The sequence below is a fragment of the Sporomusa sp. GT1 genome (assembly GCF_014634905.1).
GTDB lineage: Bacteria > Bacillota > Negativicutes > Sporomusales > Sporomusaceae > Sporomusa > Sporomusa sphaeroides.
Map to the genome: position 1 here is coordinate 1 of NZ_BMBX01000019.1, position 17,170 is coordinate 17,170.

At 49.3% G+C, this 17,170-nt stretch carries 11 protein-coding genes and 1 riboswitch; all 11 genes read right to left on the reverse strand.

All coding sequences use genetic code 11. The features are described 5' to 3' along the window. Positions 1–482 precede the first annotated feature (482 nt). Positions 483–1,136 (reverse strand): hypothetical protein, encoded by a 654-nt coding sequence (locus tag GT1_RS16950; protein WP_188399685.1) that lies wholly within the window; start codon positions 1,134–1,136, stop codon positions 483–485. An 8-nt stretch (positions 1,137–1,144) separates the two neighbouring features. After that, entirely contained in the window at positions 1,145–8,548 is a 7,404-nt protein-coding gene (locus GT1_RS16955) for a hemagglutinin repeat-containing protein (RefSeq protein WP_188399686.1), read from the reverse strand. 37 nt (positions 8,549–8,585) lie between these two features. Then, complete coding sequence (locus GT1_RS16960) at positions 8,586–10,283, reverse strand: ShlB/FhaC/HecB family hemolysin secretion/activation protein (RefSeq protein WP_188399687.1); 1,698 nt, start codon at positions 10,281–10,283, stop codon at positions 8,586–8,588. A 90-nt stretch (positions 10,284–10,373) separates the two neighbouring features. Then, positions 10,374–10,455, reverse strand: a riboswitch (cyclic di-GMP riboswitch). 193 nt (positions 10,456–10,648) lie between these two features. Beyond that, entirely contained in the window at positions 10,649–11,302 is a 654-nt protein-coding gene (gene hisIE, locus GT1_RS16965; RefSeq protein ID WP_188399688.1) for a bifunctional phosphoribosyl-AMP cyclohydrolase/phosphoribosyl-ATP diphosphatase HisIE, read from the reverse strand. Then, positions 11,299–12,057: an imidazole glycerol phosphate synthase subunit HisF gene (gene hisF, locus GT1_RS16970; protein WP_188399689.1), complete on the reverse strand. Its 759-nt coding sequence runs from the start codon at positions 12,055–12,057 to the stop codon at positions 11,299–11,301. The genes hisIE and hisF overlap by 4 nt, the downstream gene beginning before the upstream one ends. Further along, positions 12,057–12,794, reverse strand: a complete 738-nt coding sequence (gene hisA / locus GT1_RS16975) for a 1-(5-phosphoribosyl)-5-[(5-phosphoribosylamino)methylideneamino]imidazole-4-carboxamide isomerase (RefSeq protein ID WP_188399690.1) — start codon at positions 12,792–12,794, stop codon at positions 12,057–12,059. The genes hisF and hisA overlap by 1 nt, the downstream gene beginning before the upstream one ends. 4 nt (positions 12,795–12,798) lie before the next feature. Beyond that, complete coding sequence (gene hisH, locus GT1_RS16980) at positions 12,799–13,431, reverse strand: imidazole glycerol phosphate synthase subunit HisH (RefSeq protein WP_188399691.1); 633 nt, start codon at positions 13,429–13,431, stop codon at positions 12,799–12,801. A gap of 13 nt (positions 13,432–13,444) precedes the next feature. Beyond that, positions 13,445–14,032, reverse strand: a complete 588-nt coding sequence (gene hisB / locus GT1_RS16985) for an imidazoleglycerol-phosphate dehydratase HisB (RefSeq protein WP_188399692.1) — start codon at positions 14,030–14,032, stop codon at positions 13,445–13,447. Then, positions 14,029–15,072, reverse strand: a complete 1,044-nt coding sequence (gene hisC / locus GT1_RS16990; RefSeq protein WP_188399693.1) for a histidinol-phosphate transaminase — start codon at positions 15,070–15,072, stop codon at positions 14,029–14,031. The genes hisB and hisC overlap by 4 nt, the downstream gene beginning before the upstream one ends. Before the next feature lies 1 nt (position 15,073). Next, a complete protein-coding gene (gene hisD / locus GT1_RS16995; protein ID WP_188399694.1) occupies positions 15,074–16,414 on the reverse strand; it encodes a histidinol dehydrogenase in 1,341 nt (446 codons plus the stop codon). Beyond that, a complete protein-coding gene (gene hisG / locus GT1_RS17000; protein WP_075756639.1) occupies positions 16,411–17,076 on the reverse strand; it encodes an ATP phosphoribosyltransferase in 666 nt (221 codons plus the stop codon). Before hisG ends, hisD begins: the two co-directional genes overlap by 4 nt. Positions 17,077–17,170: the final 94 nt, after the last annotated feature.

Sequence of the window (17,170 nt, forward strand, 5' to 3'; positions counted from 1 at the left end):
TACTGGGTGACTGGCTAGGCCTTCCCAGACGGGATTCCCTCCCGCTTTACTCCGGGCGCTTCTTGGCGCACGGGACGTTCCTTATTTGACAACTTTTGGTATTACGCATGATATTCCTGTTGCCCGCTCAATTTAACGAATAGATAAACTTCTTTTTCTTTTAACTGAAGAATTACGTAATCTCGTTCTATTTTAGACCAGCTTATTATTGCGTGAATTTCCCGCCCGCCTGTATACTGCATTATTCTTCATCGTATTTCTTCTTCGCTTGTATTTGTCCTGCCGGTTTCCGCTAAAAGAATCTTACTATATTTATCACACGTATCTTATCATATGCGTGACAAAAAAGGAACGTCCCTTTTGTCCTTTTCAGTCTGACGTCCCCTTCGTCATTACTAGTTGTTGTTTGTTCACCAGACGACAACTGAGAGGAAGAGAGATCAGTGGATTTTTACGTCCACGGGACCTCTCTTTTACTTATGTTAGCCTAGTTCCATTAATCCCTTTTTTTTGATTAATACTCCCCCTATGTTACCGAAGAATTCGATTTTATAAGTCTGTTCAAATTCTTCAAAATCTAACTCCTTTACTACTTCATTACAAAAATAATTAATGTCGCCCAAAATATTTTTCGCAACCTTGAGAGCCTTCGGTGATTCAACAACTCCCACTGTTTCAGTAGCGGCAACTCCATAATACGGCATAAGACTTGATACAATATTAGTAAAGACATTGCATAGACACGATATAATTTCTTCTCTTTGGTTTGCATCAAAAGAATCGAGTACATCATACCTATCAACTGAAAACTTTACTTCTTTCCATTCATTATGGTTTTCGATAACTGAAAGCCTCGCTCTTACAGTTTTCCCGAACCAGTCCGCTCCCAGTGTTATAGACGGAGAAAAATGGCTTGCTAAATCATCGATAATGCTTGCATATGCATTATTCTCTCTAATATTAAAAGTTTTGGAATCCCCGAACATCCAAATCGGTCCATCAATCCAGTACGTATATTCACCTTCATTAGAGTGGTTAAATGTCCACCCTATTTGGCTAAGTGAACCCAAAACTGCAGTTAAGGTATCTCTATTGCTCCGATTTGAAAGATAAACAAATTCTATTTTGTCACCCATACACTCACCTACTTAACTACCAAACTTTTTATATACTCAACTGTACCAGGATTAGTTAACGGAAATGTCGATACCCATTCTCCATTTTTAACAATAGCTACATCTGCACCATTTATATAAAATTCACATTCACCAAGGGTTTTCCAGTTCCCTACCCGCACTTCTGTTGCATTTTGTAATACCTTTTGTGTAATATTTCTATACGTTGCAGCCCCTTCCTTAGATAAAGCCAATCCATAGTCAGCAGCATGGTCTACTAACTTCTTTCCAATCTGGGAATTTTGTATATTTACTTTAGACCCGCTTGCATAAACAGAGGACCCCAATGTAAACGTTTTCCAGTCAAAACTAATTGCAATATATGCCCCTGCAACTAAAACTAATAGTTCTCCTGCTGGCGTAATTTTAAAATTACCATAGTCACCGGGAGTTGCATTGGGATTTGACAAAATTTCTTGTGCTCTTGCCGCTACTTCCTGCATTAAATTATCATTATTCTTTAAGTCTTGTGGTGTATAGCCTTTAGCACTCATTATAGCATCCTGTACTATGTCGACGGAATCCCAATATTTTTCAATATTCCTTCGCTCTTCATCGGTAGCGCATTCAGCGAGTTGCCGCTTTTTTTCTTCCTTTTGCCAATGTGATAGATAGTTATTCTTCGTCTCACTAACTGCTGTACTTGCTCCGGTTTGAGCATTACCACCCACGACTTTTGCAGCAGCAGCACCCAGAACCGCGCTGGCCCATTGCATTAGTGCCGGATCTTTAATGTTCGCCAATTCATTTATGACGATTTGGTTGAAGGCTGCCCCGGCAGCACCTGAGGCAAAACTACCGCCACCGAGTTTGGCCATTAAACCGCCGGCAAATGCGTCCAGTGTGATTTTTTCAAGGCTCCCCTCCGGCAATCCCAGATTACCAATTGCTTTAAATACTTCTTCACCAAATAAGCCTGCTAATTCCTGCTGTTCTTGTACTGTTTGTTTATCAAATATTTTACCCAGGGCATTTAGCGTATTACAGGTATCACGACTTAATCCGCTCAAATCCTGATTTGGATTACTCCGTACTTCAATGGTCCCCGGTGAAATAGCAGATTGTGTCGTACTCTCTGCTTCCCCGCTTGCCGTTACACCAATATTGGGAGTTAACCCTTTGTTTTTCTTTTCTATGTCTTTTCCGTTGGCATCTTTTCCTGCTGCATAGCCGACGCCCATGCTACTGGAGCTATATTTGGCCTTATTGTGCAAATCCATCCATGTCAACGTATCGGTACTAATCTTATTCTTATCCGGTGTAGCCTCACTGCTAATAACCGAGCCTTTCAGGTCGGTGTTTTTACCAACATGGATATCAAATCCGTCTTCACCTGCAAAAATACCTGCCTGATCAATAACACTATTGTAATCAGAGTTAATTTTACCGGTACTGATAGAACCATGGGTACCGCTAATTTTTCCTGTACCAAAACCAATGCTGCCGCCTTTATTTTTCTCGGTGTAGGTCTCACTATCCTGTTGGCTGATAATATTTAGATTACCGCCAACCTCGGCTACCACTTTTTCGCCTTTAACCTGAGAGCCGATTATATTAGTATCGTCTCCGGACTTTAAGGTCGCAGTACCGCCAGCATTGATTACGCTTTCGGTATTGGTAGTAGTTGACTGATTTTCTTTGCCCTTGCTGGCGCCGATACTGCCGGTGATACCGTTGAAGGCTCCTGACAGGCCAAAGGAGGCACCAAGGGAAGCCGAGGAAGAGCTTGTTTTAGTGTCGGTTAGTGAAACATTTTGGGCAGACCCTATGTTGAGGTTTTCTGCTGCATCAAGTGTTACATCGTGGGCATTAATATTGGTTGCCTTTAGATTGACATCGCCTGCTGTACCTGTAATGGTGACGTCGCCGCCGGCAGTTATATTGGAGTTGTTTACGGTCTCAACATGGGTGTTTTGCTCGAACTTGGTTTTACTGGTGCCAATGCTGACGTTGATGGACAAACCATCCTTGAAATTGCCTTCCAGTTTATCTCCGAGTTGCTTGAGGTCCTGCTGGGCCTTGAAACCATAGAGGGCCTGGAGGCGGTTATCCTGGACGTCGCCTGCACGGTTTATGTCATGGGCGAGGTTTGTACCGAGGTCTATGACAGTTCCTCCCAGGGATACAGACAAACCACTCTGCTTAAATTCATACTTGTATTGGCTGTCATAGGTGTTAGTAGTGTTGTCAATGGTCACGTTTTTGCCGGTGATGTTGGTGTCATTGCCGCTGGCAATCAGAGTGCCTGCGCTCTTTACATCGTTGCCTGCCGTGATGGCAACATTACCGGCAAGGGAGCCGACGGTGCTGCCGACTTCGGCTTTGACTTGCTCGTTCAGGGTTGTAGTCTGGGTTTGCTTGCCGATGGTGAAGCCAAATCCGCCACCGCTGAAGAGACCGGATTTTTTTACGCGTTTGTAGTGTTCTTCTTTGCCGGTTTCCTGAGCGGAAGTCAGGGTTATATTGTCATCGGCGTGAAGGATAATATCATTCGTGCCAATGACATTACTCCCTTTAACTGTGAGGTCTTTACCGGAATTAATAGTTACCGAGTCACCAGAAATGGTGCTGCCTTGTACTTCGTTGACTAAGGAATAGTCAAGGGTATCTGTGGTTTTGGAAGAGAAGGTTCCTCTCTTTTTCCGATGAGTCTGAACTAGCGACTCATGTTTTTCCTTAACTTCCTGAATGGTTACATCTTTATCAGCATCGATGGCGATTGTCCCGTTGTCGCTGTAAATCTGGCTGCCGGCAATTGTGATATTGCCGCCGTTAGCGGTGGGAGTCTCCGGGTTAACTGCGGTAATCTTGACGTTGCCGCCTGCCTGCAGGGTGCTGCCAATAACGGTTTCATCGTCAGTGCGGGTTCTCTTCCAATTACTAAGCGAACCTATTTTTTTATCAATTATCTTCTCATCTTTAACTGCACCAATGTTAACATTACCAGATACAGACTTAATTGTAAGATCTTGACCTGCATTTACCTGCACACCAGTAAGGTTGGTATCCTGCTGGGCCACAAGGCTTACGTTATCGCCGGCTTGAATGTTACTGGTCAAATTAGTGGTGTCATCCTTTATGTAATTACCATAGGCAAAGTGATCCTTAGCAACCACAGAACCAACTTCAATACCTTTACCAGCATTTAACGAAATGTCTTGCCCAGCCGAAAGTTGTCCACCAGAAATAGTCACATCGCGCCCTGCTTGGACTGTTAAACTTTGTCCGGCTGTTATGCTTGCCTGCTTTTGAAGTTCGATTTTAGAGATTATTCCTGCATCTTTTTCTGAAGTTAATGTTTCATTTTTGATATCTCGACCAGCAACAAGCGAAAGTTGTCCGCCCCCAATCGTGCCGCTTTGGTTGAGCAAATCCTGTTGAGCTGTAATTTGGGTTACTGCGCCACCATTAATATTACCTCCCATGTTGAGTATATTAGTTGACGTCAGTTGTGCACTGTTATTGGCTTTAATAACGCCAGTATTAGTCACATTCCCAGTTGTGTTAATTTGGACATTGTCAGCACTAATCAAAGCGCCACTCGGTTTGAGTTCACCAGCTTGCGTCTTAGGAAGGTAGACTACCGGTACAAGCACTTTCTGCCCGTCTACAATTTGTTCTTCCATCCAGATCATAGGTGACGTCAATTGTGTCATTTGTTCATCAGTTAGGGTAATGCCGATAGTAAGATTAAATTGTTTGGCGTAGCTTGCACCATTGTCCATCAAAGCTTTAAATTCATCAATAGAAGAAGAGTAGCCGCTTAGCATTTGCCTTCCAGTAAGCTGGGCGATCTGGTCCCTAATAAGCTGCTGTTCATAGAAGCCATCACCAATTTGCTTCATCTTCTTAGATGGATCAATCCCTAACTGATTCAGCATGTAATCGCTGGAAATAAAATTTGAATAATTGGCAAACCGCGGGTCTGTTTCCACGAGGTAGTGACTGTCGGGATCACTATGAATAATGTATAAACTGTTGGACGGCAGAGTGATATTTAATGTAGATCCATTCGCTATCCTTATTTCGTTATTTTGCTGCGCACGAGGCAAAGTAGAGACATTTCCATTAGTAACATTGACTGGGGATTTAATAATGTTATTAACGCTGGGTGCTTGAATAATTACCGCTTGTCCCCCACCAAATAGTGACATAGCTCCAGGAAGTTGTTCTGATGTAGAAACGTCATAATAATTTTCATCTGTAATATGTAATCCTCCGAACTGGTAGTAAGTAGCTGAATAATAATGATTTGTGGTAATACGGGTAGAACCTATACTAGTATTATTGACTGGACTAGTAGTATTAGAAAAAAGGGATTTTCCTGCTAACATCCAGCTCGAATCATTATTTACTGTATTAGCTTTCAAAACCATATCATTTCCAGCTAATATTTTTCCCGCTGGTGAATCTTGAGTAATTCTTGTTTCTGAAACAGTTGTGCCAATTAAAAATGTAGAACTTTCAGGAACTATAAGTCTTGTTGGGTGTATCTCATAAGGATAAGTTTCATTTTGTAAGACCATCTGCTGCGTTTCGAATATTCGCTTCTTATTCGTGATATCCTGTGCATAAATACCTATATCACCCTCAGCCTCAATCGTAGCCGACTGATTCAACACCGAGTTAGCTTTATCCACCGGTTGCTCACTGTCATCACGCTGCTTGCTGCCGACTATTGTGATATCACCCAAGCTATAAATGGTAGCGCCGTCTTTGTTTGCCAGTGCGTCCTTGACAGTAAGTGTCATATCACCGGTACTGGCCAGCATAGCTCCGTCACCGACGTTGATAATGTTGTTGGCATCTACAGTCAGCGTATCGGCCGTTACGGTACCGGTATTGGTCACTGCTTTGCTGTCTACATTCACAACCTTGCCATCCAACCGGCCGTTGTTGTTCACCGCTTCAGTAGCAGAAACCTGCAATGCAATACCAGCAGCCACGGTTCCCGTTGTATCATTAGTAATCTTATTGGCGGTCAAAGTGGTATCGCCAACGGCGGTGATATTCCCCTGGTTAGTAAGGGTACCGTTAATGTCAACCAGGATATTCCGGTTGGATTTAAGCTGGCTGCCGGTCTCCTGGGTAAAGTCGCCGGCAGATACCAGGGTTACATCCCGGCCGGCAATTGCCTGGCCGCTGTTGCCTGCCAAACGCCGGGTATTTAGGGTGAGGTCATTCTTGGTCGATATGATGCCGTCGGTGTTGTTCACAGCATTAGCGGTTATTGTGAGGAAATCGCCGGCGGTAACACTGCCTTGCGTATTATTGACACTACCGGCCTGCAAAGTCATATCCTGTTTGGCATGCAGGGTCCCTTCGGCATTATCGAGATTCTGGTTGACGGTAAGGTCGAGACTGCCTAAGGAAGTAATCTCGCCGTTATTGATGAGGTTGCCGGCTGCCATATGCATACTGCCGTTGCTGGCAATTTTGCCGTCATGGTTCTGCAGGTCATGAGTTGTGGTAATGCGGGTTTCGCTTTCGTCCAGATTAAGAATCGTGCCGCTTTGGTTGTCAAGGGACTCAGCCTCTATAGCAAGACCTTGCTCGGACTGTATCAGACCTGCCTGGTTATGGACTGCGCCTTGTACGTTTAGGGTAAGCTTATCACCACCGGCCATAGTTCCCTGGTTGTTGGTTACGGTCCCGGCATGAATAGCCAGTTGTTTTTGGGCGTAGACAGTGCCTTGGATATTGCCGGTATGCCGGGCCTGGATAGTAACCAGCCCGTTGCCGGCAATAGAGCCCTCCTGGTTATTGAGGTCTTCGGTGGTGTGTATGGTCAGAGCGCCGGAGCCGGCATGCTCGATGGCTCCTTGGTCGTTACTGATGTTTTGGGCTGCCAGGACAAGGTCAGCGCCATTACTGGCAATTTTGCCGCCGCTGTTATCAAGGGTATTAACGGCGGTAAGGCGGGTAATGCCTTCACCGGTTTGCAGGATGCTGCCGCCTTGGTTGGATAGGTCGTTGGCGGTCAGCATGACTTGACCGGCAGTGATTTGTCCGGCTGCGCCACTACCGTCTTGCTCATTGGTAATGTTGCCGGTGGCATTCATAGTTAGCACCCCACCGGCGGTTAAAGTAGCCCCGGTATGATGGATGTCACCGTTGGTGGCGGTGAGGTTGGCCGCGCCGCCGGCATAGGTGTTAGCGCCAGTTAAGTCGATGCTTGTACCGGTTAAGTCCAAATTTCCGCCGGTACGGTTGATGCCGGTGGCAGCCAGGCTGTCGGCGGCGGTCACGGCGAGGTTGCCGCTGGCGCCGACCTGGCCGTTAGCTTGTATGCCGGCAGCCAGGATGCCGGTGGAGCCTACGGTTTGGGCAGTGATATGGGTATCTTGGGTGGCAGCAATTATGCCGCTGTTGGCCAGGGAGCCGGCAGTGCCGATACTGGCACTGCTTTGCGCGAAGAGGGTTCCCTTGTTGGTTATAGCATCGGTGGCGTTGATGTTGATGCTGCCGCCGGCTTTGACATCGCCGGCCAGGGTAATTTTGCCGTCGTTGGTTAGGGTGAGATTGCCGCTATTGGCAGACAGAGTTCCCTGGCTGTTGACACCAACGCCTTGTTCGGTCCCTACCAGTTTAATTTTGTTGGCATACATACCGCCTAAGGCGCTGACGTCCAGAGCCACCAGGGGCTGGGTATCTTCACCGGTGATGGTGTGGGTGTGTAAGGTGTTGTAGTCGACTTGGTTGCTGCCAGTGATGGCGTTGAGTTCCTGGGCCCAGATACCGGCGTTGACGGTGACAGCCCGGCTGATGAGGTCCACGCGGTCAGCCTCGCTGGCATTGATGCCGTCGCCTTCGACACTGATGCGGCCGCCGGTTACGCGGAAGGCTTCGAGGCTACCGCCGCCGCCAAATACAGGTACACCGGTGGTGAGCACACCCCGGTTGGTGTTGATAAAGCCAAAGCCGTTGCCGACAATGCCGTTTCGGTTGGCGATGATGACATCGGCCCGCTGACCGGCTACTTCCAGGTAACCGCGCAGGTGACTGATCTGATGGCCGGTTACTTCGTTGAGGATGATGCGGGCGGAGCCGCCTGCGAGGTTGGCATTCCCCTGGATGTAGCCTGCCAGTTGAGTCTTGGATAGTTTATAGGAGTTATTAAGAATAAGGCCGCTCTGGGTGATATCAAACTGCTGATAGAGGTTACGGGATACGCCTGCCGCCGACGGTTTGGCAATTTGCACGACGGTTGTCCCGTTTTGGGCCGTATCTATTGTCGGCCGGTGGGCGTTGGGTGCGTTTGCGTCGACGATTACCTGGGCTGCTGTCAAAGCCGGCTGTAAACTAAACAGCACCAGCGTAATCCACGCCACCAGTATTTTAGGTTTGCTCTTCCCTGAAGAAAAAAACTTCATTCTATTTCCTCCTTGAAATATCATGCCAAACAGGTCTTTAGATTTGATACAGCAGCTGAAACCCTAGCACTTGCTCCGGCACTTTCATCCCGGACGGCCGTTTGATGGGTGTACCGATAAATACGTCATACAGGGCACCGCCCAGGTTGCCCCGCAGGCCTAACGCCGAACCCATTAAGCTTTTGCCAAAGGTTTGGTCGGCTGAGGGGCCACTAATCTGACCGGCATCTACCGCCAGGTAGACTTCGGAACCAGAGTCTTGGATGGGTATGCTGAGTTCGTTGCGCAGGTACCAGCCATTTTCAGCAGCCAGGGTCTGTTCGCCGTCAAAGCCCCGTACGGTATAACGGTTGCCGATACTGAGAAATTCTGAGGCGTACAGCAGGTCTTTGGTATATTGTCCGTGTAAGGCGACATTGTAGCTGGCTTTGGTCTTGCCAAGGCTGACAGGGGTTATGAGACTGGCGTCCAGTGTCCAGAGGTTATAATGGGTGGTAGGCTCACCGGGTGCACTGTCGGCCGGGTCATCCTGGGCTCCAAACCAGGGTACGCCCCGCTTGTAGGCCAGGGTATAGTCAACAACGGTCTGGCCGTTGTATTGCCTGTGGTTCATTGCCAGTTTGGCGGCGGTGGTTTTACGCCGCTGAATTTCAATTTCTGTGTCATCAATATAGGATTTGCTGGCAGCTTTGGTGACACTGAAAGCCAGGCTGGTTTTACGTGTCTGGTCACGATACACTAATTTTTCTGCTTTTACTTCAAGGTTGCGGGTCTGGCCTGAGGCAACAAACGCTGTGCCGTAATTATCAATGGTCTGATGGTATTTATATACCGAGCTGGACAGGGAATAGGTCCAGTAGCCGTGAGGAGCGGAATAGCTGAAGCTGTCTCCCCGGGTTCCATAACGATAGCCATTTTTTTCGGCATCCTTGTTAAAAGAGACGTGGAAAAGATCATTGATACCAAACAGGTTATCCACCGAGAGGGTTTCCGACGCTTGCAGCTTACCGGTAGCTTTGCTGCCGGAGTCGTCTAACGACAGGATGACTTTCCAGGGTTTTGTCCGGGTAACGGTGATTTGTACGATGGATTCACCAGGCTTGTCCCCGGGCAGCAACTGCAGCTCAGCATCCTGGGAAGGGACGCGTTTCATTTGTTCCAGTCCCTGCTCAAGGTCGCGCAGGTTAAGAATATCGCCCGATCTTGCGGGAAAGGCGCTTTTCCAGTCGGCACTGCCGGCAGGGTCAGATAATTGAATGTCTTTAATGGTACCGGGAACAACTTGCAGGGTAAGCACACCGGTTGCTATGTCCTGCTGGGGAATGAGCACTCTGGTTGTCACATAGCCGCGGTCGATAAAGGCGTTGGTAAGTGTTTTAACGATGAGGTTAATTCCTTGCCAGCCGATCTTCTGGCCCTGGTACTTGCTGGTAATGTCATGTACCCAGGGAAAACGCCCTGCTTCATCACCGGCTATGTTGATGGTACTGATGGGGAAGCTGGGGATTTCAGCAGGCAGCACGATAGATTCACTACCCCGTTTTTCTTTTTGCAGGAAAACATCGTTCCCTTGTTGACGCTGGCTGCGCTCCTGTTCAGCCTGACGGGCTTTGCGGTTTTGTTCTTCTGTATCGGTGCGTGTTGGTGCCGCCCAAGCCAGATTCATACCGGTAAAATAGATGAGCAAGATGAGTGCGCTAAGCTTGATTACTTGTGAATATCTGGGCTTATCCATGTGCGATATAGTCTCCTACTTTGATTTTTGCACGCCTGCTTTATTGACAATTTTATAAAATAAAAATGACCGGCAAAAAACCGGTCAGCTAAAAAATAAAGCCGGTTACACTAGCAGCTCCCCTTAACCCAAGTGTCCAGATACAGGCTAAGGTTCATCACTTTCATTATTTAACACACTATATTTACATAACAAATGATGTAATTTTTTTTATAATTTAACTATTTTACATGATTTTGGAATTATTCGTCATATATCAGTAAATTCCTGCTATTAATTCTTTAAAAGGAATACAAATTTTTACATTGTATGCGGGGAATGATTTAAGTTAAAAGGAGCAGAGCGTTTCGCTCTACTCCCTCTCATTACTTCCTCCGGCTCTGCAATTCTGCCATTAATTCGCTTGGCGCAATCTCGTGGTTTGCCAGGAGTACCAGGCAGTGATACCAAAGATCGGCCATTTCATACAATATCTCGGCTTTGTCATTATTCTTCGACCCAATGATAGTCTCAGCCGCTTCTTCACCGACTTTTTTCAGGATTTTGTCCTGGCCTTTTTCAAACAGGTAGTTGGTATACGACCCCTCTTTGGGGTTATGTTTGCGGTCATTGATGACATGGTACAGTTCATAGATCACATTGGCCAGCGGCTCTTTGTAGATTTTGCCGGGCTCGACCAGGGTTTCCGCCTGGGCAGTTTCAGCATCCAGCCTGCGGCTGAAGCAGGAGAAGGTGCCCTCGTGGCAGGCTGCGCCGGTTTGGTTTACTTTAACCAAGATAGTATCGGCATCACAATCATAATACATCTCTTTTACCGTTTGCACATGACCGGAGGTTTCGCCTTTCTGCCAGAGCGAGCGGCGGCTGCGGCTGTAGAACCAGGTTACACCGGTTGCCAGCGTTTTGCGCAAGGCTTCGGCATTCATATAAGCCAGCATCAGCACCGTGCCGGAAGCCTCGTCCTGTACGATGGCCGGCACCAAGCCGTCAGCGTTGTATTTTATCATATCTATCTTCATAGTCTCACCTCTACTCCACGGGATCTAAGATAGTCTTTTACCTGTCCTACGGTAAACTGGCCGTAGTGAAACACTGACGCCGCCAGCACGGCATCGGCCTTGCCTGCTGTCAACACCTCATAGAAGTGTTCCAGTTCACCGGCGCCACCCGAAGCAATGACCGGCACCTTGACGGCTTCCGATACCACCCGTGTCAGGGGGATATCATAGCCGTCCTTGGTGCCGTCTTTGTCCATGCTTGTTAAAAGAATTTCCCCGGCCCCGAGCGCAGTGGCACGGGTAACCCATGCCAGCACATCCATGCCGGTCGGCGTCCGTCCGCCGTTAATATACACTTCCCATTGGTCCGGTCCTGACCGGCGGGCATCCACGGCCAGCACAATGCACTGACGGCCAAAGCGTTTGGCGCCTTCGGCCAACAGCTCCGGATTTTTCACGGCTGCCGTGTTCAGGGAAACCTTGTCCGCCCCGGCTTTGAGCATTGTCCGGATATCCTCTGCTGTACGAATGCCGCCGCCGACGGTGAAGGGAATAAATACTTCGGCTGCCACCTGTTCCACTACGTCCACCATGGTCCTGCGTTCGTCGGAGGAAGCCGTAATATCAAGAAAAACCAGCTCGTCGGCCAGCTTATCATCATAGACCTTAGCCAATTCCACCGGGTCACCGGCATCTCTCAGGCCAACAAAGTTAGTGCCTTTTACCACCCGTCCGTCTTTCACATCAAGACAGGGAATGATGCGTTTGGTATACATTACCTCATCCCCTCCCTGGCAAGAGCAATCGCCGCCGCTAAGTCCAGCGCACCGGTGTAAATGGCTTTACCCACAATTACCCCCTCAATGCCGCCGCCAAAATTGGCGGCTTTCAGCGCCGTAATATCCTCAAGGCTCTTAACGCCGCCGGAGGCAATCACCGGAATGCCTGCCGCCTGCGCCAGCGCTGCGGTTGCCGCCACATTGACGCCCTGCAGGGTACCGTCGCGGGAGATATCGGTATAAATAATCCGGGCAACACCGGCAGCAGCCATTTTCCCGGCCAGCTCTTCGGCCCCTACCCCGCCGGACACTTCCCAGCCGTCAACGGCTGCCTGACCGTCCCGGGCATCAATGCCCACAACAATCCGGCTGGCAAACTGCCGGCAGGCTTCCCGCACCAGTTCCGGGCTGCGGACAGCGACAGAACCTAATATCACCCGGCTGACACCGGCTGACAGCACTTGTTCGATATTTGCCAGGGTGCGAATGCCGCCACCCAGTTGTACCGGAACAGGCACTGCCTTGGCTATCGCACTGACGATTTCCAGATTAACCGGTTTACCGGCTAAGGCACCGTCCAAATCCACCACATGCAGGTATTCGGCGCCGGCGGCTGCCCATTGGCGCGCCATATCAACCGGATTATCGGCAAATACTGTCTCTTTATCAAAACGGCCTTCGGTCAGCCGGACACATCGCCCGCCCCGAATATCGATTGCCGGATAAATGATCATAATTTCAACTCCTTAAAAAGTTAGCCAAAATAGCCAAGCCGGCCGCACTTGATTTTTCAGGATGAAATTGCACTGCCTGCACATTACCGCTGCCTACGGCTGCCGTCACCGCACCGCCATACATAGTCACTGCGGTAACCACTGCCGGATTGTCAGGCACAGCATGATAACTGTGGACGAAATAAACATAAGGGGCTGGCGGCAGCTTGGCAAAGAGCGGGCTGGGCGTCCTAAGCTCGAGATTATTCCAGCCCATATGGGGAATTTTGAGTCCCGGCGCAACCAGCTTCCGCACCATTCCCGGCAGGAGTCCGAGTCCCGGCACGCCGGGAGCTTCCTCGCTGCCGTCAAATAATAACTGCAGCCCCAGGCAAATCCCCATAAAGGGTGTCCCGCTCCCGGCCACAGCTTTAATACTATCAATAAGACCATAACTGGTAAGGTTAGCCATACAGTCACCAAATGCCCCCACGCCTGGCAGCACTACTTTGCCGGCACTGCGAATTACAGCCGGATCGCTGGTAACTACGATGGCATACTCACCGCCATTTTCGGCGTTTAGTTTGGCAAACGCCTTGGACACACTGTGCAGATTGCCCATACCATAATCGATAATTGCTAAGGTTTTAAGCGCCATCGCCGAACCTCCCCTATATCATTCCCTTAGTTGACATGACGCCTTGTATCCTGTCATCCTGACGCGTGGCCTCATTCAGTGCCCGCCCCAGCGCTTTGAAAATGGCTTCAATCATATGATGAGTATTCTTGCCTGATAACAGCCGCACATGCAGTGTAAGTCCGGCATGAAGGCTGAGTGCCCGCAAAAACTCCTCAGTAAGCTCACTGTCAAACTGCCCCACCCGTTCGCCGGGCAGTACGGCATCAAATACCAGATAGGGACGGCCGCTGATATCCAGTGATACCATAGCCAGAGCTTCATCCATCGGCACAAAAGCCGTGCCGTAACGCTTAATGCCGGTTTTGTCACCCAAAGCTTTGGCCAGGGCCTGCCCGAGGACAATGCCGGTGTCTTCTACCGTATGGTGGCCGTCAACCTGTAAATCACCGTTGGCCGTAACGGTCAGGTCAAACAGACCATGTTTGCCAAATAAGATGAGCATATGGTCAAAGAAACCAATGCCGGTAGCCACCGCTGTCTGGCCGCTGCCATCAAGCGTCAAAGCCGCCTTGATGGCAGTTTCACCGGTTACCCGTTCGATACTGGCAGTACGGCTCATAAGTTTACAGCCTCCAATACTGCATCATTTTCGGCCGGTGTGCCCACAGTAATGCGGATACAGCCAAGCAGGCCGGGAACTGTGCTGAAATCACGGATACCGATGCCCCGGGCACTGAGCCTGGCCGCCAGCACTGCCGCCTGTTCACTCTTAATGAGCAGGAAATTGGTTTGCGAGGGATATACCGTTATACCGGGAACAGTACTCAGCGCGGCTGTCAGGCGCTCACGCTCGCGGCGGTTTTCCGCCAGGCTGTCGGCAAAAGCCCCGCGCATGCCAAATACTGTTTCGGCTGCCGTCAGGGTTAAGGCGTTTACATTGTAGGGCAATAATACCTTGCCAATGGTCCTGACAATGGCTTCATCAGCCAACAGGTAGCCTACCCGGGCTGCCGCCAGGCCATAGGCCTTGGAGAAGGTGCGGGTAATGGCAAGATTGGCGTATTTATTCAGCAAGTTGACTGCGCTTGTGCCGTAAAATTCGTGATAGGCTTCATCGACAACCACCAGGCTTTGCGTGCTCTTCACAATGTACTCCACCTGCTCCGGCGGCATAACTGTCCCGGTAGGATTGTTCGGATTGCAGAGCAGGATAATGCCGGCTGCATTTTCACGGGCGGCTGCCAGCAGCTTATCGGCGTCTACAGTGTAATCGGCAGTCAGTTCAACAGGTACAGGCCGGCTGTCTGCCAGTTTGGCATAAATACCATACATGGAGAAGGAGGGGCTCGGATAGACAACACTGCGGCCGGTGCCGCCGAAAGCATAACATACGGCCTCCAGAATTTCACTGGAACCATTGCCGATAATTACATTAGCGGCAGATAAGCCAAAATCATTGCCAATTGTAGTTTTTAACGACTGGGCACTTAGTTCGGGATACCGGTTAAACGGCAGGGCTGCCAGTTTTTCCAGGATTTTGGCCTTAACGGCCGGCGGCAGGTCAGCGGGCCGTTCATTGGCATCCAGTCTGATACGCCAGTTACTCTCTTCTACAGAATAGGCTTTCAGGGTTTCCAGCCCTAAACGCGGTGTAAACATCTTAATTCCCCCTCAGCCTAACCGCATTGGCATGCGCATCCAGTCCCTCGGCTTCTGCCAGCGTAATGACCTGACTGCTGACAGCGGCCAGCGCTTCTTGGGTATAGGCAATAATACTGGTTTTTTTCATAAAGGTTTCCACATTGAGCACAGAGTAAAACCGGGCCGTCCCGCCGGTAGGCAGGACATGGTTGGGACCGGCAAAGTAGTCCCCCAGCGGCTCGGGTGAGTAGGCTCCCATAAAAATAGCACCGGCATGGCGGATATGGGGGAGCAGTTTCCATGGCTCTGCTGTCAGGAGTTCCAGGTGTTCGGGTGCGGAAAGATTGGCCAGTTCAACGGCTTCCAGGATTGTCGGCGTAACAATAATCAAACCGTTATCCTCAATGGATTGGGCGGCAATCTCCTGGCGCGGCAGGGCGGCCAGTTGTTTGTCCACTTCTTTACTTACCGCTTTCGCCAACTCAGCGCTGTCGGTGACAAGAATACTGGAAGCCAGAACATCATGCTCAGCCTGGCTCAGCATATCTGCCGCCACATAGCGGTGGTCTGCCGTGCTGTCGGCCACAATGAGAATCTCACTCGGGCCTGCCAGCATATCAATATCCACATGACCATAAACCGCTTTTTTGGCCAAAGTAACAAAAATATTGCCAGGGCCGGTAATCTTGTCAACCCTGGGAATGGTGCTTGTGCCAAAAGCCAGTGCCGCCACTGCCTGCGCACCACCGGCTTTGAATATTCTTGTTACTCCGGCCAGCTTGGCAGCTGCCAGCACATAGGGATTTACCCGCCCGTCCCTGCCTGGCGGCACAACCATGATAATTTCTTTTACCCCGGCTACAGCGGCCGGTACTGCGTTCATCAGCACCGAGGAAGGATAGGCGGCAGTACCACCGGGAACATAAATGCCCACCCGGTCAAGCGGTGTACACTTTTGCCCCAGCAGGGCGCCATATTCGCGTTCGGTAAACCAGGATTTGGGCAATTGCTCGGTATGAAACTTCCTGATATTAACAGTTGCGGCCTCCAGCGCAGCCAGCACCTCGCCGTCAATGCCGGCCATCGCGCTCTCCAGCTCGTCTGCGGTTACTTCCAGGGCATCGGCAGTAAAATCGGCACCATCAAAGACTTTGGTGTACTTTAATACCGCTTCATCCCCCTGGCTGCGCACCTCTTCGACAATGCGTTCCACCACCTGGCTGGCTGAGAGAGCTTCGCCGAAGAGTTCTTTTATTCTGTTTTGGGCTCCTGTACCCAAAACTACTTTGTCAAAAGACGGTTTTTCCAATATTTCCGCCATTTCCTCTTTACTTAAAAAACTGCTGAATATTGTTTTCATGCTTTGGCCTCACTCTCTACCAGTTCTTTTAATCCTTCCACCATTTTATTGATCCGGTCAAATTTCATTTTAAAGCTCACCCGGTTGGCAATAAATCTGGCGGTTGCCGGCTGAATCTGCGCAACTTCCACCAAATTATTCTCTTTCAGCGTCCGGCCGGTTTCCACCAAATCCACAATAATCTCAGCCAAGCCTACCATGGGTGCTAATTCTATCGAACCGTTCAGCTTGATAATCTCCATCTGAATGCCAATACTATGAAAAAAGCTTTCCGCCACCCGCGGATATTTGGTGGCCACCCGCATATGGGCGTAATCGCTCAGTTTCTCCTGTTTGAGCGCCTGCGGCACCGCTACCATCATCCGGCAAAAGCCAAACTTTAAATCCAGCAGCTCGTAAACATCCTTGTTTTCTTCCAGCAGCACGTCTTTGCCAATAATGCCAATATCGGCGGCGCCATATTCCACATAGGTGGGCAAATCAGCTGTCTTAGTGATAATAAACCGGATTTTTTCCGCTTCATTGGTAATGACCAGTTTGCGCGAGCTCTCACTGAGACCTTCGGCCGTATAGCCGATTTTGGCCAGCATATTGGCCGAGAGGTCAAATAACTTGCCTTTGGGCAAGGCAATTGTCAGATAATCCATATCATTTGAGGTCATGTCATGCCTCCTATTTTCCTTCTTTATCATATTAAAGTATTAATTAGATAATATACTAACACGATATATTATAAAGGTCAATAGCTCCTATATT